At 59.5% G+C, this 18,253-nt stretch carries 16 protein-coding genes; 3 read left to right on the plus strand and 13 right to left on the minus strand.

The window, feature by feature from the left end:
* Positions 1–29: 29 nt before the first annotated feature.
* The 5 genes from QZ540_RS01725 to QZ540_RS01745 form a co-directional block, all read right to left on the minus strand.
* A complete protein-coding gene (locus QZ540_RS01725; RefSeq protein ID WP_294627258.1) occupies positions 30–1,229 on the minus strand; it encodes a hypothetical protein in 1,200 nt (399 codons plus the stop codon).
* Positions 1,230–1,384: 155 nt separating this feature from the next.
* Complete coding sequence (locus QZ540_RS01730) at positions 1,385–2,260, minus strand: glycosyltransferase (protein ID WP_294627260.1); 876 nt, start codon at positions 2,258–2,260, stop codon at positions 1,385–1,387.
* Between the two features lie 49 nt (positions 2,261–2,309).
* Positions 2,310–2,687 (minus strand): DUF2304 domain-containing protein, encoded by a 378-nt coding sequence (locus QZ540_RS01735; protein ID WP_294627262.1) that lies wholly within the window; start codon positions 2,685–2,687, stop codon positions 2,310–2,312.
* A 2-nt stretch (positions 2,688–2,689) separates the two neighbouring features.
* A complete protein-coding gene (locus tag QZ540_RS01740; protein ID WP_294627264.1) occupies positions 2,690–3,433 on the minus strand; it encodes a glycosyltransferase family 2 protein in 744 nt (247 codons plus the stop codon).
* Positions 3,434–3,629: 196 nt separating this feature from the next.
* The gene (locus QZ540_RS01745) at positions 3,630–5,651 is read right to left on the minus strand and encodes a DUF6541 family protein (RefSeq protein WP_294627266.1); all 2,022 of its coding nucleotides are present in this window, start codon (positions 5,649–5,651) and stop codon (positions 3,630–3,632) included.
* A gap of 395 nt (positions 5,652–6,046) precedes the next feature.
* Here QZ540_RS01745 and QZ540_RS01750 point away from each other — a divergent pair, with 395 nt between their 5' ends.
* The 3 genes from QZ540_RS01750 to QZ540_RS01760 all read left to right on the plus strand — a co-directional run bounded on the left by QZ540_RS01750 (position 6,047) and on the right by QZ540_RS01760 (position 9,417).
* Positions 6,047–6,589 carry a flavin reductase family protein gene (locus QZ540_RS01750; protein WP_294627268.1) on the plus strand — a complete coding sequence of 181 codons (543 nt, stop codon included), beginning with the start codon at positions 6,047–6,049 and terminating at the stop codon, positions 6,587–6,589.
* 132 nt (positions 6,590–6,721) lie between these two features.
* Positions 6,722–7,951 (plus strand): acetylornithine deacetylase, encoded by a 1,230-nt coding sequence (argE, locus tag QZ540_RS01755; protein WP_294627270.1) that lies wholly within the window; start codon positions 6,722–6,724, stop codon positions 7,949–7,951.
* Between the two features lie 458 nt (positions 7,952–8,409).
* Positions 8,410–9,417, plus strand: a complete 1,008-nt coding sequence (locus QZ540_RS01760; protein WP_294627272.1) for an MIP/aquaporin family protein — start codon at positions 8,410–8,412, stop codon at positions 9,415–9,417.
* A gap of 162 nt (positions 9,418–9,579) precedes the next feature.
* Here the strand turns inward: QZ540_RS01760 and QZ540_RS01765 are convergent, their stop codons facing one another.
* The 8 genes from QZ540_RS01765 to QZ540_RS01800 form a co-directional block, all read right to left on the minus strand.
* Positions 9,580–10,014: a HEPN domain-containing protein gene (locus tag QZ540_RS01765; RefSeq protein ID WP_065423910.1), complete on the minus strand. Its 435-nt coding sequence runs from the start codon at positions 10,012–10,014 to the stop codon at positions 9,580–9,582.
* A gap of 40 nt (positions 10,015–10,054) precedes the next feature.
* A complete protein-coding gene (locus QZ540_RS01770) occupies positions 10,055–10,600 on the minus strand; it encodes an ArsR family transcriptional regulator (RefSeq protein WP_161799639.1) in 546 nt (181 codons plus the stop codon).
* A 113-nt stretch (positions 10,601–10,713) separates the two neighbouring features.
* Positions 10,714–11,355, minus strand: coding sequence for a VanZ family protein (locus QZ540_RS01775; protein WP_294627275.1), 642 nt, complete (start codon positions 11,353–11,355; stop codon positions 10,714–10,716).
* A gap of 226 nt (positions 11,356–11,581) precedes the next feature.
* Positions 11,582–12,034, minus strand: coding sequence for a CrcB family protein (locus tag QZ540_RS01780; protein ID WP_294627277.1), 453 nt, complete (start codon positions 12,032–12,034; stop codon positions 11,582–11,584).
* Positions 12,034–12,438 (minus strand): CrcB family protein, encoded by a 405-nt coding sequence (locus tag QZ540_RS01785; protein ID WP_294627279.1) that lies wholly within the window; start codon positions 12,436–12,438, stop codon positions 12,034–12,036. The genes QZ540_RS01780 and QZ540_RS01785 overlap by 1 nt, the downstream gene beginning before the upstream one ends.
* A gap of 145 nt (positions 12,439–12,583) precedes the next feature.
* On the minus strand, positions 12,584–15,370 hold the full coding sequence (locus QZ540_RS01790; protein WP_294627281.1) for an MMPL family transporter: 2,787 nt from the start codon (positions 15,368–15,370) through the stop codon (positions 12,584–12,586).
* Between the two features lie 197 nt (positions 15,371–15,567).
* A complete protein-coding gene (locus tag QZ540_RS01795; protein WP_005507988.1) occupies positions 15,568–16,269 on the minus strand; it encodes a TetR/AcrR family transcriptional regulator in 702 nt (233 codons plus the stop codon).
* A 279-nt stretch (positions 16,270–16,548) separates the two neighbouring features.
* The gene (locus QZ540_RS01800; protein WP_294627283.1) at positions 16,549–18,213 is read right to left on the minus strand and encodes a cell wall metabolism sensor histidine kinase WalK; all 1,665 of its coding nucleotides are present in this window, start codon (positions 18,211–18,213) and stop codon (positions 16,549–16,551) included.
* Positions 18,214–18,253: the final 40 nt, after the last annotated feature.

The following is an 18,253-nucleotide window of genomic DNA, read 5'->3' on the forward strand; positions in this document are numbered from 1 at the left end:
CGTCTGCTCAACCCCTCATCATTTATTTATTAAATATTCTCCATCTCAGCACTACCGCTATTCGACGCAGAACGCGCATGCCACACCATCGCGGCCAAATGCACTAGCAGGCCAAGCATCGGACCCGCATACAGGGCAAGAAGAGTGCGCGTCAGAAGAGGCAACGGCGACACCGCCACAACACAAGCAACCACAGCAGCCAGCACCCAACCAGCCACATACGAACGGTGCATATTCAACGCAATCACCAGCGACCCCGACAGCACCAAAAGCGCCAAGAAGGCAGAAGCAAATACCAGAAGCGCAAGCATCGGAGAAGTCACCACCTGGGCGTACGCTTCAACCTCTGAAGGCTTCGGCGGATAAAGCAGACCAAACAGCCACGGTCCCAGCACATAAGCCGCTGCAGCGCCCATAAGACCCACACCCAACAGTGCACCAGCAGGCTTCGCAAAAGCACGCAACGGATGGTTCTGCTGCTTCAAGAATGCAGACACCGCAACACCCTGAAAAGCCTGCAGAGGAATCATAATCGGCGAGCGCGTAATCGAAATCGCGAGAATCAGAACCGCCAAAATAACCTGTTGCAGCGAGTCGTTCGAATCAATACTCGCGTTCAGCAGAAGCGGCAAGCCCATCATAAGAACCGCGTTAGCAGTCGACGACCCCATCGACAGCGTGTAGTTATACAGCAGACGACCCGATGAAACATCCGCACGAGAGCCAAAAACTCGCCGCGCCTCCGGCAGCAGAAGCACCATCAGCAGCCACAGAAGCACCGGAGAAACCGCTGCGGCTTCAAGACCGACGAGATGCGCAGAGACCAGACCGACCGCACAGATAGCCACAATGCGCCAAATAGCGTCAAACCCCGATACGCTCGCGAAGAGGTACCAGCTTTCCTGACCAGCAGACGCACCGTAGAGAGTCATGTGCATGGCGTAGAGGGCCACACCGACACTCAGAAGAAGCACACCGTTAAACCCGCTCAAGGGAATCTGGGCGGGAGCCCACAGAGGGCTCGTCACTAAGGTCAGACCGCCCACGATAAGACCCACCAGAGCACCCACAGGGGCAATACGTGCCCCAGTTTTACCGTCGCGGCGTGCAGTGCCCACGGCGCGGGTCGCCTCCTGCTGGATACCGACCACCACACCGTAGAGGGCAAAAAGAAGCGACCAGAAGAGAAGGAACTCCGTCAGGCTTTCGCCCTCCAGAAACCGTTTCACGACAACGGTAATTCCTAGAGAAGATAGTGCAGCTAAACCGGACGATCCCAAAATTGCCATCGAATGACCACGAGTCATTTTCTTCGGCTGGGACTCTGCCGATGATTCCACGCTATCTCCGTTCTCTACTGGTCGCACCTATAAGATTGAAATCTTTACTTTACGACGTGCTCGGCAAGGTTCTTAACACCCTGCCACTTCTTCGCCAGAGCCGCCTTCGGCAGCAGAGTCAGCGCGTGAGCACGCGAGGAGAAGCGAATACGAGCCACGCGAGCCGCCTTCGTCCAGCCCAGGGCGCTCATCTCTTCAACCATGGTGTTGTAGTAGCGGCGCTCCTCCTCGAAGCGGGTACCCTCCAGGGCACGCCAGGACGAGTCGGAACCACCGTGACGGCGGTACATGAACGCAACCTGCGGATCGTAGTACAGGGAGCCGCCGCGCATCGTGATGTCGAGAATCAGCGCCATATCCTGGATAACGTTCAGGCCCTCACGGAAACCGGTACCCACGATAGCGTCCTTACGCCAGCCCAGGGACGGGAAGTAGAACCACGCGCCACGCAGCAGGGAGGTGGCCAGCTCCTCGCCCTGCAGAACAGCCTCACCCTTGGGGCGGTAGAACGCCTTAGTCTGCTCCACCAGGGTGTTCGACAGGCCGTTGTTCTCATCAATCACAACCACGCCGGGCTGGAAGATGGACGCCTCGGGGTGCTTAGCCGCCGCGTCCACGAGCCACTGCACATAGTTGGGGAGCATGACGTCATCAGCACCCATGACGGTGACCAGCTCGTTCTCCACGAAGGTCAGGCACTTGCGGTAGTTCGCGTTCGCACCCAGGTTGGTTTCGTTGCGCATGTAGGTGATGCGTTCGTCCTTCAGGGACTCGAACCAGCCGGGAATCGAGTCGTCGGGGTAGCCGTCATCGACAACAATCAGGCGCCAGTCCGGGTTGGTCTGACCGACCACAGACAGCACAGCCTGCTTCATCATGGCGACGTCGCCGTAGTAGGGGAACAGAATATCAACGGTCATGGGGTATTACTCCAACTCACAAGGGGTGAAAAGTACTGAAAGATAAAGACTAAGAATCTTGCTGGTCACGCTTCTTCGCACCGGCGGCACCCTCCGGCTGCTCCTGAAGCGCCTTCAAAATGGCGACTTCCTCAGCCAGGATGCGGGTCTTCTCCGACAGGCGCGACAGCTCCAGGGTCAGGTGAATGCTCACACCCATCAGCAGCAGAATCGACAGCAGGAACAGCAGGTTCACCGGCAGGGCGACCCCCACAAAGTCCGCCACACCATTGAGAAGAGTCGGGAAAGCACCCAACACAATGATGATGGCACCAATAATCAGCCACAGGGCGGCGTAGCGCTCCTTCATGCGCTGGTTACGTACCTGAATCACCACAAAAGTACAGACCAGAATGGCAAGGATCAAGAAGAAAACACTGGCGCTCACGGCTACTTCTCCTCGGGGCGGCGGCTCACCGAAATGCCGTAGGCAAACAGTGAACGAACCAGATAGATGGCAGACTTCAGCGGACCGGAGGAGGGAGTACCTCCCTGACGCTCACGCATATGCACCGGCACCTGACGCACCTTCAAACCATTGCTAATTGCCATGGCGGTGATGTCAATCGTGTCGCCCAGGTATTCGGCGGGCAGGTTACGGCAGTAGAAGTCGATACCGCGACGGTTCGCAATCTTAAAACCGCTGGTCACGTCCGTGAACGGGGTTCCCGCCGCGCGAGTAAACAGGAACGACAACAGGCTCATCGCCCACTTGCGCGGGCCGGACACCTCATAGTCCGCCGCACCGTCAGCGAAGCGGGAACCAATCACGATGTCGTAATCCTCCACCGCCTCAATGAGCGAGGGGATGCTCTCGGGGTGGTGCTGGCCGTCCGAATCCACCTGCATGGCGTAGTCGTAGCCCATGCGCTGCGCGTACTTGTAGCCGGTGCGCATGGCGGCACCCACACCCATGTTGTAGGGCAGGTCAATCACGAAGGCGCCCGCCTCACGAGCCACTGCGGAGGTGTTGTCGGTGGAGCCGTCATTGACCACCACCAGGTCCACGTAGGGCACCGTCTCCTGCAGCTCAGTAATAGTGCCGGGCAGCGCTTCTTCCTCGTTCCAGGCGGGCATAATCACCAGCGTACGAGGGAACGTGCGGGGGGTAAGGGACGATGTGGGAGAACCCATAGGGCAGTTACCCCTCCTAACGAATGTGTCTTACCGTGCGTGTGAAAGCCGGTATGCCCTAGTGGACATACCGGCTTTCATCATATCAGTGGTTCCGCGGCATCTCAGATTTGGCGACAGATTGTAGACTGCACCACTTATTCTCTGAGATACATACGCTTTATGAGGGGTGCTGGCGCACCCTCTAGTTATTGCATTAGTTATCGCAGGCGCTAATACGGTACAGAGTCATCGGACCCGAAGAATAGACCGGGGTCAGAACGTCCGTGTCGATAGCAGCCACCATGCCGTCATAGTTCTTCTGCTGAGCAGGACCGAAATTGCCCTGGTTCTCCAGGTGAACATACCAGTGAGCCTTGTACTCGTTCACTTCGCGGCAGACTTCCGGGTTCGTGCGGGCATCCTTCAAATCGTTCAGGATTGCCGCGTACTTCGGGGAGGTCTGGAACTCGAAGTGGTAGCTGGTCAGGTGGCGGTCAGCCAGCGCATAAATGTAGGCGCTACCGTCCCAGGGGTTGTTGACGATGGTGTCGCCCTTGGGCACGATCTTCGGGATTTCGTTAATGACGTTCATCTCATCCTGGTTCAGGATGTCGGAGGTCGGGGTCACCTTGTACCTATCCGCCACCTGCAGGGTTGCGTCATGCATTGCGGGAGTACGCGAGGACAGGCCCGCAACCGCAAGTACCAGCACCATGGAGACACCCATCATTGCCGGGGCAACCTTCGCGTGCTTCTCACGCGGAATAGCATGCATGATGCGCACGAAGATGCCCTCCACGGCGCCGCCCAGGCCGATACCGGCGAGCAGCACTGCAGGGAACACCACCAGAGCCGCCAGGCGGAAGTGGTCGGTGTACCAGGGGGCCACCATCAGCAGGCGGAAGTCGCCGCGCGGCACCGAAGCCGCAATGATCCACATGTAGCCGACCAGCATCCAGCTACCAATCAGCCACAGGTTACGGCGCTTGTACAGCAGGTAGCCAACACCCCACAGCGCCAAGAAGCCCAGCAGATATGCGGGCGCAAAATTACCACCCAGCGGGTTTGCGTTCTCCAGGCCCAGGAACAGGAACTGATAGACCGCCTCGCCCTCGCTCATGATGGCGGTCCACAGGTCGCTGGCTTCCTCACTCGGACGCAACGCCAACCAGATAGTGACACATCCGGCGATGAGAGCGACCAGAACGCCGGTACCCACCAGACGCTCACGGGTGGACGCGCCACGGGTGCGCAGCACCTGCACCACGCCACCCAGGAGCATGGGCACCGCAAACACTGCGGCAGAAACCACCGCGTTCGGATGCACCAGAGCCAAACCGCCCAGGCCCACCAGAATCGTCAGCGACAGGGACAGCACGAAGGAGTACTCACGGCGCGCCATGAGCTGAATCATGTGTAGCAGTAGCGCCACGAACGCGGGCAGCAGGGCATAACCCAGAAGGTTCGGGAACAGCACACCCCAGAACAGCAGCAGACCGGGGAACGCAAAGAAACCGCAGGTCAGAGCCGGAATGGCGAGCGTCTGCAGGGGGCGCAGGTGCGGAATGCTCAAGCACATAGCAATCAGGGAGCAGGGCCAGATAATGCCTGCCGCCAGCAGAATCATGACGATGGTTGCCGTAGCGATGCTCGTGCCGGTCGTGCTGTAAATCAGGTACACGAAGTCGTGCCAGCCGGCAGGATAAAAAGTAGGTTCTTGATTCGCGGCGGCAATTGCACCCAAAGTCAGGCTGGAGGCGTCACCGTGCTCCTGAATCCAGCGAATCGCATTCATATGGAATGAGTTATCGAGGGTCTGCGAGAACGCCTCGGGCCCAAAGACCATATGCTGGGTTGCGTGCAGGGTCAAGAAACCGCCCAGCACCGCGCCGATGACGGGCCAGGCGAGGGGCACGGTGTTACCCGCCCAGTTCTCTGCAGCCTCGCTGGAGGCGTCGGGTAGGGCGGAGGGCCAGCGGCGGCCCACCAGGTGCATCACACCCGCGGCGGCAGCCACCAGCACGGCGGCAACCGGCACGAAAGAAATCAGGCTCCACGGAATACCGGTCTTACCCAGCACAATCGCGGAAACAGCCACCAAAGCGAAGGACAGCAGCGGCGCATAAAAAACGCGCAGACGTGCGGGAACACGCAGCGCCCAGCCCATTGCATAGCCGGGGCCAAAAGCCAACACGACCGCAAAAAGTAGCAGCGGAATAGTTGCCAACCAGCTCATTAACCCTCTTCTCCCCACAGTTCACGCACCGGAAAACCCTTCAAAGAAGGGGCGCGGTGCGCTTTCGCGTACCAAGCAAGGATACCCTAGAGCCCTCATCACCCCCGCGAAACCCCGCGGAAGAGAGAGGGACAGCACCCAAAACCATGCGTTCCGAACCTTTCACGGGGTGCCCCGTGGAACACCTCCGGGACGCCCCCAAACGGCGAAGAATATGACGTAATATTTCGCGCCCTATGTCATGAAAGGTGCACCTAAGAAACATAGGGCAATAAATAAGGTGTTCAGCACCCATTAGCTTTACCCTGAAACATATCTCCCCTTAACAAAGGGTCGCCCAACGCATACACATCTGGACGAACCCTCAAACGCAGCCGCAGAAGAAAGGGTCGATCATGACCGAAACCATTGCAGCACAGGCACCCATCGCCGACACCTCCGAGCAGTTCAAGCTCGCCTTCGGCCACCAGCCCGCTGGCGTCGCCATCATCACCGCAACCGACGAAAACGGTGACCCCGCAGGCTTCACCGCCTCCTCGCTGACCTCCGTCGCCGCAGAACCGCCCATCATCGCCTTCTCCCTCAAGGCAAACAGCGGCTCCGCAGCAAAGATCGCGGCTGCTTCCTCCTTCCTCGTGCACATGCTCGACGCTGAGAATGTCACCCTCGCGAAGAACTTCGCAACCCACGACTACCCCCGCTTTGAGGACCCCAGCACCTGGGAATTCGTCCACAGCGGCGAGCCCCTCGTCCACGGCGTGCGCCGCGTACTGCGCGCAACCCCGCTCAGCCGCGTTGAGGCAGGCCCCGCACTCGTCTTCACCGCACAGGTTGAAGAGTTCATCCGTAACGACTGCGAAGGCACCCCGCTGGTCTACCACTCGCGCAACTTCCACGCGCTGGGCGACCACTCCAACGTGAACAACTACAGCATCTAACCCCGCGCAGGGGTCACGGGGCGGTATTCGACGACCATGAGGCGACGAATACCGCCCCGCGGCGTACCCTGAACATAACAAGCGCACGCGGCACATGACAGCGCACAGCATTACAACGCAGAAGGAATAGTTATGACGGCTCAGACCACCCAGCCCGCATCCCTCCCCTGGCTCGAAAAGCTCATCGCGATTCCCACCATCTCCGGCAGCTCCAACCTCGAACTCATTGAACTGCTCGAAACCGAGTTCGCCCGCTACGGCTACAGCGGCGTGCGCACCTACAACGAGGACGGCACCCGCGCTAACCTGCTCGTCACCATCCCCGCAGCGGACGGCACCACCCGCGGCGGTGTTATTCTCTCCGGCCACACGGACGTCGTACCCGTCGCCGGTCAGGACTGGGACGCCGACCCGTTCACCCTGCGCGTGGAGGGTACCCGCGCCTACGGTCGCGGCGTCTGCGATATGAAGGGCTTCCTCGCAGTCGCCCTCTGGCTGCTACCGCGCGTTGCGGAGGCGAAGCTGCGCACTCCCCTGCACTTCGCGTTCTCCTACGACGAAGAAATCGGCTGCGTCGGCGCCCCCTCCCTCATCGAGGAGTTCGTGGCGCGCGACCTCGCCCCCGGCTACGCGATTGTGGGTGAACCCTCCAGCATGCGCATTATCGACGCGCACAAGGGCGCGCACCGCGGCCGCGTCACCTTCACCGGCGTGCCCAAGCACGGCTCCCTCGCAACCCATGGCGTGAACGCGGTTGCTGCCGCTGGCGAGTTCATCACCTTCTTCACCGACATGGCGGACCAGTGGGAAGAAGAAGGCCCCTTCGACGAGTCGTTCATCATTCCCCACTCCACCGGCAGCGTGAACCTGGCAAACGGCGGCCTGCAGTACAACATCGTCGCCGAGCAGGCGGTCGTGGAGTACGATGTGCGCACCCTGCCGCAGGTGACCACCGAGTCCTTCGTCGAGCGCATTGACCGCGAGCTTTCCGAGGTCATCCTGCCCGACCTGCAGGCGCGCGCCGCGCGCGCAGAGAAGCTGACCGGCGCGGAGCCCGGTAGCCTCACCTCCCGCGTGGGCGTGAAGCACGAGCTGCTCGCCGCCGTACCTGGCCTCGGTACCGAAGACGACGCGCCCATCGTGCGCCTCGCCCACGAGTGGCTCGGCACCAACGACGCACCGCAGAAGGTCACCTACGGCACCGAAGCGGGCCAGTTCCAGCGCGCCGGCGTGCAGAGCATCATCTGCGGCCCCGGCGATATTGCGCAGGCGCACTCCCCGAACGAGTGGATTGAACTGGAGCAGCTGAGCGAATGCGAGCGCTTCTTCGAGGCGATTCTCGACTGGGCGAGCGCCAAGTAGTAGCCGTGTAGCGGCGTAGACCCCAGACCACGGCGGCTCATAAGAGCCATGTAGAAACCACAGAAAATGCCCGGGCACCTCATGCGGTGCCCGGGCATTTTTGTGCTGATGGCGGGTAGTGAAGGTGGGGATTCAAGTGTTGGTTGAGCCATGGATTTACCTGTGGGTTGAGCTGTGGGTTTATGGAATGAGTCCAAGGTGTGGACTATGCCCGTTTTTCCCCTCATTCGCCACATTTATTTTTAAACGAAAAACCCGAAAAACCGCTTATGTCTAAGGGTGAAATAACACAAAAGTATTGTCTTCCAGGGGTATTCAAGGTTCCATAGATGCCAAAGGTTAAACATGCCACCCAGGCGGCATAACCCACACAAAACCACACCTCCCTCACACTCGGCACTGCACACCCGGTCGAACCCCGGTTCACCACCCGCAGTTCACTACCTGAAGGACACCCCGTGTACACCATCAGCCCCTACCTCGCCGAATTCCTCGGCACGCTCATCATGTGCACCATCGGCTGCGGCGTCATCGCCAACGTCGAACTCCGACGCTCCAAAGGCCACGGCGACAACTTCTTCACCATCGCCTTCGGCTGGGGCTTCGCCGTCACCTTCGGCGTCTACGCCTCCCACGCCTACTCCGGCGGCCACCTAAACCCCGCCGTGTCCATCGGCCTGGCAGCCTTCGGCGAATTCCCCTGGGAGAAGGTTCCCGGCTACATCATCGCGCAGGTCCTCGGCGCGATGGTCGGCGCCGGACTGGTCTACCTCAACTACCTGCCCCACTGGAAGGCAACCGCCGACAAGAAGATTAAGCTCGGCATTTTCGGTACCGTCCCCGCCATTCACAACTACTTCACCAACGCGCTCTCCGAAATGATTGGCACTTTCATGCTGGTCTTCTCGGCACTGTACACCGGCGTGAACTTCAAGCCGACCATCAGCGGCGGCGTGGAACTCTCACTCAACCTCAACGACGTGCTCAAGCCCCTCGCCTTCGGCTTCATGGTCGCCGTGCTCGTCATCGGTCTGGGTGGTCAGACCGGCTACGCGCTGAACCCCGCCCGCGACTTCGGTCCGCGCCTCATGCACGCCCTGCTACCCATCCACGATAAGGGTTCCTCGCGCTGGTTCTACGCGTGGGTTCCAATTTGCGGCCCGATTGCCGGTGGTTTCATGGGTGGCGCGTTCTTCAAGCTCTACTACGAGGGTCAGGTCAGCCCGTGGCTGTTCGTTTCCAGCGCTCTGGCGGTTGTGGTTCTGCTCTTCGCGTGGTGGGCTAACAGCCACCTGTACCGTGCACCCAGCTCCGAGGTCGTCCCCGAATTTGAGGACACCCACGCTACCGCGGCGGCACGCGCGGCAACCTACACCCCGACCGGTTCCATGCCGGTCCTGCTGCCCGAAGAGGTGAAGGAGAACCGTAGCACCCGCGTCGTCAACCGTGTGACCGACGACGAGTAGTCTTCCCGCCTGGGAACTTCCCTGTCTAGGGTTTCATCTAAAAACGGCGAACCCCTCATTTTCATCACCTGACTTATGTTGTTCAGGTTATAAAAATGAGGGGTTCGTTGCGTCTGCCTCATGCAAGGAGGTTCATTCAGAGGTACCGAAAAGAAATACCGTCTAGAAAGGTCCTAGCTTAGGAATAAAAAGAGTCATCTCCTGAACGATATACTCTGCATCTTCCAAAGCCTCTTCAGCTTCTTCCACAGCTATAGGCTCATAATCCAAACCGGGATACTCAACCTCATGGCGAGTTCGACGCAAGCGAGAATACAGCTTACCCACCACATCATGAGGGCCTCGCTGAGCACGCAACGCATCACCCACCACAATATGACCTCCCCGAGTAGTCGGCCGCAGACCCTGCACCGCCAAGGCAGCAGTCATCGCCAACCTCGAAGCATCATAGAGGAGCGTATAGGCACCTTCCGGATCATCAACCACCAGACGATGCGCCGTCTTTAGATGCCGATGAGCACGCAACAACAGACCCTGAGCATGCTCACGATTTACAGCGACCCGTTCCAACTCACCGGCATTAATCAGCTCAAGCATGCGCTCCCGGCCAACAGTCCAAGGACCAGGAGTCGGGGCATTAGGCTTCAGCGTCGACATCGTTCACCTCCAGCTGCCCAAAGAGAACCTCCATCGGGCGCGAGCGCACAGTCTGCACGAAACCATCCTGCGAGTTCCATGCCTCATGAGATAGCCGCTTTACGTTCACCTCATAGCCAAGCTTCTGCTCAGCATCATCAATAGCCTCATACAGCTTCTGACGTGAAGGGGAGCCAACAACCAGCACATCAATATCGTTCGGCACATGCCCAGCCACCCCAGAACGACGGCTAGCCCACGAGCCATAAATAGCGGCACCCTCAATATTGGAAACACCCTGCAAAGTATCCCGGAGCACCGGAACAGGGCCATAAGTTACCAGAATCAGCTGACGCATCGCCTGACCCACCGGATTATCAACTTTGGCTTGCACCATACGGGTCCTACCAACATTCTGGACAGTCACCAAACCGGACTGTTCCAGACGGTTCACCTCTCGGGAGACAGTCGGCAACGATGCACGTGTCGCATCAGCAATCTGCGACACCGTGTACTGCTGCTCAGGGTGAGAGAACAGCAATGCCATCACTTCACCCTGCAGGTCACTACGCAAGATAGGAAGGAGACTAGGAGCAGACGTTTTCATAACATGAATTATATCAATCATGTTATGAAAACGTCTGTTAATTTGGAGGGGTATTAGGCTGCGGCGGATGCCATTGCCAGCACCCGATCATGCTTAGCGAGGCGGCGCTTCTGAATCGCGCGTACCACCCAGATGCAGACCGCACCCAGCACCGCGCCGGCGGTGTTATTCACAATGTCATCCACATCGAAAGTACGGTAGGTGAAGCCCGCCAGACCCCAGTTACCGGTCAGCTGGCTCAGCTCAATGAAGCTCGAAAGCGCAAAGCCACTCAATGCAGTGGCGCGCAGACCCCACCGCAGACAGCCCGCCGTAAAGAAGCCCAGGGGAATGAACATCGCGATATTGAAGAAGAGCTGCGCGTACACGGTGGTGGCGAAGCGGCGCAGACCCATGCCAGCCGTCAGGTCCCACGCCTGCTGCCAGCTCCAGCCCACATAGAAACGCGGGTAGTAGAGTTCGGGGTTCGTGACGCTATTCGCGCTACCAATCGGAGTCAGCGTCAGCGAAAGAATCGACGCAAGGAACAGCGCGAAGGATGCAGTCAGCAGGTACTGGCGGATGCTGTGCGCACGGCCGGTCTTCTTGGTGCGCAAGCGCATACCAATGAAGCCGATAATGGAGAGCGCCACGGTGAGCACCGCAATCTCGATGGCAAAGGTGCCAATCATGTGTTTACTCAGTAGGTCCTGCATGCTGTGTGTTCCTTAGGTCGTGAGAGTGAGTTATACGCTTTCCACCTGTATATATACCTGTTCTAACATATATTTCCAGTGGTATATAGCGGGTGTCTGTTCATGCCCGCCGCATATCATTCACCACCAGTGTAAAAGACGGCTCTATGGCTCACCCTAGGCGAAACTGTGAAAAAGCTGTACATGCCACCCGGACACGCCAAACAAACCGCTACAGCCAGCACCGTCAGTACAGAACATCCGGCGGGAACACCGGCGCAATATACCGACCAAACAACAGCACAAACAAGAACGCGCCCGCAATCGCAGCCACCATCGCACCCACAACCTGCACCAGCCACAGCATCAGGAACTTCACCATCTTGCCCTCAGCGCGGGCGGTCAACGCCTCCACCATGGCGGTCGAGAAGGTCGTAAAACCACCCAGCAGACCGGTCGTAATCACCGTGCACCAGAACGCCACCTGATCCGTGGCGTTATAGTGCACGCCCAGCGCGCGAGGATTCGACACCGGCAAAATCAGCAGACCGTACAGGAACGACCCCACCAGGTTAATGACGAACACCGGGCTAATAATCGACGACTCCGTACGCAGGCGAGGAGACATCGCCTTATCGAGGAAGAAACGGGTCATCGCACCCAAACCGCCGCAGAGGAACACCATCAGAGCGAAAAACATTAGCGGCCATCCTCAGCATCACGGGCGGGCACCAGACGGGACGCCACGAAACTGCCGGTCAGCATACCGGCAGCGGCGGCAACCAAGCCACCCACGAGCAGCACCAGCACCGCCAACACCATGTACCCCTCATGCACCGTGTACGGCAGGAAAATCGTCTGCGCCAGCACCGCAGCAATCGACGAATAGGTCGTGTAGCCGCCCATCATGCCGGCACCGAACAGCAGGCGGAACGAGTGAATCTGCTCCTCACCGTCACGGCGCGCGTAGGCGTTCCACACCATCGTCAGCAGGCCCAGCGTGAACGAGCCCAACAGGTTCGCCACCAGCACGCCGCCGGGGGTGTACACGCGGCACAGCGCACCCGTGCCGCCGCCCAAAAAGACAAGAAAAGGGGCAGGCACACGGTTCAGAACGCCTCCTATCCTCTGCCGGATACTCGCGCGGTTCCTCATCACCGTGCACCTGCCCTTTCGTCTCGTATTAGTCTTCAAAGTGCGCTATAACAGCGCACAAACGCACACTAATACTTTAGCGGTTACCCAGGCTTTAGCTGTTACCCGAATCGGCGGCAGACTCACGCTCGTGCTGAATCTTTTCACTCAGCGCGGCGCCCTCAACATCCATATTCGGGGTGAGGCGGTCCAGCCACTTCGGCATCCACCACGCCTTATCGCCCAGCAGAGCCATAATCGCCGGGGTCAGTGTCATGCGAACAATGAACGCATCCACGAGCACGCCGAATGCCAGGCCGAAGCCCATCGGGCGGATCATGGTCGAATCAGCGAAAATAAAGCCGCCAAACACCGAAATCATGATGATCGCGGCAGCCACCACCACACGCACCGCATGGTTATAGCCGGTCACGATGGCGGTCGCCGCGTCCTTGCCGTGCACGTACGCTTCACGCATGCCGGTCACCAGGAACATCTGGTAATCCATGGCAAGGCCAAAGAGAATACCGATGAGCAGGGTCGGCAGGAAGGACAGCACCGGGCCCGGGTGGTCCACGCCGAAGAGGGAACTCATGAAGCCCAGCTGGTAGATGGACACCACGGCACCGAAGCTCGCCAGCACCGAGAAGAGGAAGCCCGCCGAGGCAACCAGCGGAACCAGAATCGAGCGGAACACCAGAATCAGCACCAGGAAGGACAGACCCATCACCACACCCAGGTACAGGGGCAGCTTCTGCGCGAGCACCTCGGAGACATCAATATTGCCGCTGGTCTGACCCGCAATGCCGAGAGACACCTCGGAGCCCTGAACCGGAACGGTCACGGCACGCAGTTCGTGGACGAGCTCTTCGGTCTCCACGGAGCTTGCACTGTGGGCAGGAATCACCTGGAAAATCATGAGGGTACGGTCATCCGTCATGCCGCCGGGAACCACAGCCTGCACGTTCGAGCCACCGCGCTCCTTCACCGCAGAGGCGATATCAATCTGCGCCTGCTGAGCCTGCTCCTCACTCATATTCCCGGGGGTGTGCGCGACCGCAACCAGCGGAGAGCTCATACCCTCACCGAACTTGTCCTTGACCAGCGCGTACGACTTATACGCGGCACTATCGGAGGGGTAGTTCGAGGCGTCCGGCAGGCCCAGGCGCATCTGCGACATGGGAGCGGCAACCGCCAGCAGCGCCAGCGTACCCACCACCAGGGTCAGCAGCGGACGCGCCAGCACGAGGCGCAACCAGCCATTCGGCTTCTCGGTGCGCTCGGCATCCTGCGCACGGCGTTCCGCAATCTTCTGCGGGGTATCGATGGAAGCCCACAGCTTCTTCGGCATGATCTTGGTGCCCGCCAGGGACAGCACCGCCGGGGTGAGGGTGACCGCGATCAGGGCGGCAACAACCACACAGAACGCGGCGGCGTTACCCATCACGCCCAGGAAGGGAATACCGGTCATATTCAGCGCAACCAGCGCAATAATCACGGTGCTTGCCGCAAAAATCACGGCGTTACCGCTCGTGCCGTTCGCCAGGGCAATCGCCTGGATCTTCGGCATGCCGTCAAGCAGGTTCGTGCGGTAGCGGTTCAGAATGAACAGCGAATAGTCGATACCGACCGCCAGGCCGAGCATCAGGCCCAGGGTGTAGGCGGTCGAGCTCATCTGAATGATGGAAGACAGCGAAAGCGTGCCGAGCACACCCACCACCACGCCCACCAGGGACATGAGAATCGGCAGGCCGGCAGCCACGAGGGTACCGAGCATAACCATCAGCACGATAAAGGCGATGACCATGCCCGCAACCTCACCGGTGTGCGAGCCGCCGCCGAGGGCAGATTCGCTCAGGTTCGCGTCGAACTGGACGGTCGCCCCGTGCAGGTTCGCCGACTCAATGTCGGACATGACCTTCTGCAATTCGGCGGACGGCACCTCGTAAATCTTCTTCTTAAACGAGACAGTCGCAATCGCCGTGGACTGATCCTCAGAGACCATACGGTAGCCGGAGGTGAAGTCGTAGAGCTTCTGCTGACGCTCCAGCTGCTCACGCTGTGCCGGCAGCTCACTCTCGGTCTTCTGAAGCTGGTTGCGCTGCTCGTCCAGCTTCTTCTTGCCCTCAGCCAGCTCCTCCTTCTTGGAGGCGATTTCTGCGCGACCCGCGTCAACCTGCTTCTGACTCTCGGTCAGGGTATCGCGCTGCTGATTGAGCGCGTTCTGCTGCTCGGTCAGCTGCGCCTGCTGAGTGTTGAGCTGCTCGATCATGGCGGCGGGTGAGCCGGCCGTCTCCGCCTGGGCGTAGCCGTCCTTCAGCTGTGCCTGTGCGTCGTCCAGCTGCTTCTGCGCGGAGGCGAGCTGCTTTCGACCTGCACTAATCTGCTCCTGCGAGTCGTCGAGCTTCTTCTCGTTCTCGGCAATCTGCTTCATGCCGTCCTCAAGCTGCGAGGTAGCGGCATTCAGCTGCTTTTTGCCGCCCTCGATCTGGGAGGGGGCGGCGTCAATCTTGGCGTGCGCCTCGTCGAGCTGGGTTTTTGCTTCTGCAAGCTTGGAGGTGGTGGTGAACGGGTCGGTGACCGCATCCACGGAGGGCACCTCGCTGGGCAGTGCGCTCAGTGCGGCGGAGAATGCCTGCTTCTGCTCTTCGGTGAGGGCGGTGCCGTCACCGGTGGTGAGAATGATCTGGCCGGAGCCGCGGTTGGCACTCGGGAAGCGCTGTGCGAGCTCGTCGGAGAGCTGCTGGGTCTGCGTTCCGGGCATGGTGAAGGTGTTGCTGAGCTTGCCGTGGAACGCGGTGTAGGCACCCGCTACACCGGCAATGATGAGTGCCCAGATGAGGATGACAGTCCATGCGCGACGGGCGGCGGCTTCACCGATGCGGTAGAGCCATGTAGCCATGATTCAGTCCTTTGAAGTTGAGTGAGTGAAGAGTTTGGGTGTTGGGTGCGCGTGGTGTTTGCCCTGCCGTTTTACCCAATAGTTTTGCCCTACACTACGAACGCTGTGTCCTGTTTTTAGGCAAAAAACACCCCGCCCCGGGCACCTGCAGGTGAGGTGCCCGAAGCGAGAGTGTTTGAGCGTTAACGCTATGGGGCTTAGCTTGCGAATTCGCCCTGAACCAGACGGCCCAGGTAGTCGAGTGCTTCGAGGACGCACTGGCGCATCGCTTCGATGGCGAGTGCTTCGGGGTGGGTGCCCTCGGGGGCTTCTGCTGCAACCTTGACCGTCATTTCTTCGGCGCGGGTGAGGTAGTAGTAGACACCTTCACCGATGGTTTCGGCGAGGTTGGAGGCGAAGACTGCCACGCGCAGGTAGGGCAGGTCGGGGTATGCCGCGAGGTACCGTTCGAGGAAGATGTCGTAGGTGCGCTCGAGGATGACGTGCGAGTATTCTTCGAACTTCGCGGGGCTGTCCATTTCGAGGGCGTAGAGCAGGTGCGCGAAGGGTGCGATGTACTCTTCGAGGGTGTTGCTCTTGAAGACCTTGCGGGCAATAGAGAGCATTTCGGCTTCCATGCTTGCGTTTTCACCGGAGACGGTGAAGTCGCATTCTTCGAAGATGCGGTTGAAGTACTGGTTCATGCGGGTGACCAGTACGTCATCTACGGAGGCGAAGTGGTTGAAGATGGTGCGGCGGGAGACGCCTGCGCGTTCTGCGAGTGCTTCTGCGTTGAGGGCGCCGTAGCCGCCCTCGAGGATGAGGGATTCTGCTGCCTCAACGATTGCGATACGGTTCTCTGCCTTGCGGGCGGAACGCTTGTCCGCGATGTTTGCGGGGGATTCAACAAGATTAGCCATGCTTTTTACAATACGCGCATTGTTTCACTGGGGGTAACTATTTGGGGGTTAGATTCACCACATATTTGCACTCTAGGTAATAAACTTGAAGTGCAGATTTAATGTTTACTCAACAAGTAATTAAGCGTTTTGGCACCTCAAGGCGCTATAAACCCTCAAAAACACCGCGGGGGAGCAGAATGCGCACACAGCACACCCCACCCCCTCAAGCAGCCATTCACAGAATGGACACGCGCAACTCAGGCGGTAGACCAAGTACTGAACTAGGTGACAACGGAACTAGGCGACAGGCTGAAGACGCGCATCCAGGGGCAAGCGCACCGTAAAGACCGTATGCCCAGGCTGACTCTGCACCTGAATCGAACCGCCGTGCGCCTGCACAATCGCCTGCACAATTGCCAGTCCCAGGCCGGTGGTGCCATCCGAACCGGAACGCGCCTTATCGGCACGGGTGAAGCGGTCAAAAATCTTCGGCAAGAAGTCCGGGGCAATACCCGGACCGTTATCGGCCACGGTCACCACAGCTTCACGGCGTGCAGCATCCACCGACAGGCCCGCGGTCACTCGAGTACCCTCGTCCGTGTGCTTGCGAGCATTCGAGAGCAGGTTCAAGATCACGCGCTGAATCTGGGAGCGATCGGCAACAACCTCAACCGGCTCGTCGGGCAGGTTCAGGTGCCATTCGTGGGTGCGCGCTGCCGCCTGCATGTCGGAGGTGCATTCAAGCACCAGCTCGGTCAGGTCAACCTGCTCCAGCTTGGGTTCGCGACCCTCGTCCAGGCGAGCAAGGGTCAGAAGGTCCTCGACGAGGCGTGACATACGCTCGGTCTGCGAATCGATGCGCGCCAGGGAGGACTGGCCGGATTCGCTGAGCGGCTCGGTCCAGCGGAGCATGTCGGAGTACCCCTTAATGGCGGCGAGGGGCGTGCGCAGCTCGTGGGAGGCGTCCGCAATAAAGGCGCGAATCTGGTGTTCGGTGCGTTCGCGCACCTCCAGAGCAGAGTTCACGTTATCGAGCAGCTGATTGAGGGCGTAGCCTACGGCACCGACTTCGGTGCGCGGGTCGGAATCTCGCGGATCCACTCGCACCGCCGAGGAGATGGTGTGTTCTTCCAGGTCCAGGTGCGCCACATCGGTTGCCACCGCGGAGACTCGTTCCAGGGGTTTCATGGTGCCGCGAATAATGTAGGAGCCCGCCACGCCGGCACCAACCATGACGGCAATGGAGCCGAGGGACACCACGATCACGAAGATGGTGAGGGTCTGCTGTACGTTGGCAAGCGGAATACCAACCACCTGGGCGTCGGCGCTGCTATTAGCCTTCGGGGTGATTTTGATGAGGTACAGGCCGGATTCCAGCTTGACCTCTCGGACTTCTTCTTTGGTGGCATTCAGCGCCATGGTTCCGAGGGTTACCTGGTCATTGGCGGAGAGGGTTTGTACGGTACCGTCCTTACCGAGCTTGCTGGCGATTTCCACAGCGCCTTCGGACTCAACACAGGTAATGATGGTTCCGGACGCCTGACCGGGCGCAAAGAGAGAGCTGCTCTTCTGCAGGTCGCTGCAGTCCACTTCTTCTCGCTTGCCGTCTCGGGAGGTCGGCTGCACTACGCGGTGACTGGTTTCTTTGAGGTCGCTTTGCGCCTGCTGGTAGAGGGAGTTCTGCAGGGTCACGTAGGTGGACAGGCCAATGATGAGGCATGCAATGCCGAGGGCTGTCACGAGGATGACGATAAGGCGCGAACGCAGATGGGGCACGTAGCCCAGTTCTTCGGGGGATGCTTCGGGATTCCTCATGCTCTTCCAGGCGGCGCGTAGGCGCACGAAGAAGTTCCCGCGGGAGGGTGTAGCACCATCCTGCGCGGGGGAACCCGCACGTAGGGGGCGGGTTGCTTCGTTATCCGGGGAGGCGGTTTCACCGGGTGAGTAGGAGCCCACGAACATCCTTTCTTTCTATATTCGAAATACAGAATATAACTGATAT

Origin of the sequence: uncultured Rothia sp. (assembly GCF_916049665.1) — a bacterium.
Taxonomy (GTDB): Bacteria; Actinomycetota; Actinomycetes; order Actinomycetales; family Micrococcaceae; genus Rothia.

What these genes read in the sequence shown, in the direction of transcription:
- QZ540_RS01730 (WP_294627260.1), bottom strand. Translation starts at nt 2,260, where the DNA reads ATGACCGTTGATATTCTGTTCCCCTACTACGGCGACGTCGCCATGATG.
- QZ540_RS01740 (WP_294627264.1), bottom strand. Translation starts at nt 3,433, where the DNA reads ATGGGTTCTCCCACATCGTCCCTTACCCCCCGCACGTTCCCTCGTACG.
- QZ540_RS01745 (WP_294627266.1), bottom strand. Translation starts at nt 5,651, where the DNA reads ATGAGCTGGTTGGCAACTATTCCGCTGCTACTTTTTGCGGTCGTGTTG.
- QZ540_RS01750 (WP_294627268.1), top strand. Translation starts at nt 6,047, where the DNA reads ATGACCGAAACCATTGCAGCACAGGCACCCATCGCCGACACCTCCGAG.
- argE (WP_294627270.1), top strand. Translation starts at nt 6,722, where the DNA reads ATGACGGCTCAGACCACCCAGCCCGCATCCCTCCCCTGGCTCGAAAAG.
- QZ540_RS01765 (WP_065423910.1), bottom strand. Translation starts at nt 10,014, where the DNA reads ATGCTTGAGCTGATTAATGCCGGTGAGTTGGAACGGGTCGCTGTAAAT.
- QZ540_RS01770 (WP_161799639.1), bottom strand. Translation starts at nt 10,600, where the DNA reads ATGGCATTGCTGTTCTCTCACCCTGAGCAGCAGTACACGGTGTCGCAG.
- QZ540_RS01775 (WP_294627275.1), bottom strand. Translation starts at nt 11,355, where the DNA reads ATGCAGGACCTACTGAGTAAACACATGATTGGCACCTTTGCCATCGAG.
- QZ540_RS01780 (WP_294627277.1), bottom strand. Translation starts at nt 12,034, where the DNA reads ATGTTTTTCGCTCTGATGGTGTTCCTCTGCGGCGGTTTGGGTGCGATG.
- QZ540_RS01790 (WP_294627281.1), bottom strand. Translation starts at nt 15,370, where the DNA reads ATGGCTACATGGCTCTACCGCATCGGTGAAGCCGCCGCCCGTCGCGCA.
- QZ540_RS01795 (WP_005507988.1), bottom strand. Translation starts at nt 16,269, where the DNA reads ATGGCTAATCTTGTTGAATCCCCCGCAAACATCGCGGACAAGCGTTCC.
- QZ540_RS01800 (WP_294627283.1), bottom strand. Translation starts at nt 18,213, where the DNA reads ATGTTCGTGGGCTCCTACTCACCCGGTGAAACCGCCTCCCCGGATAAC.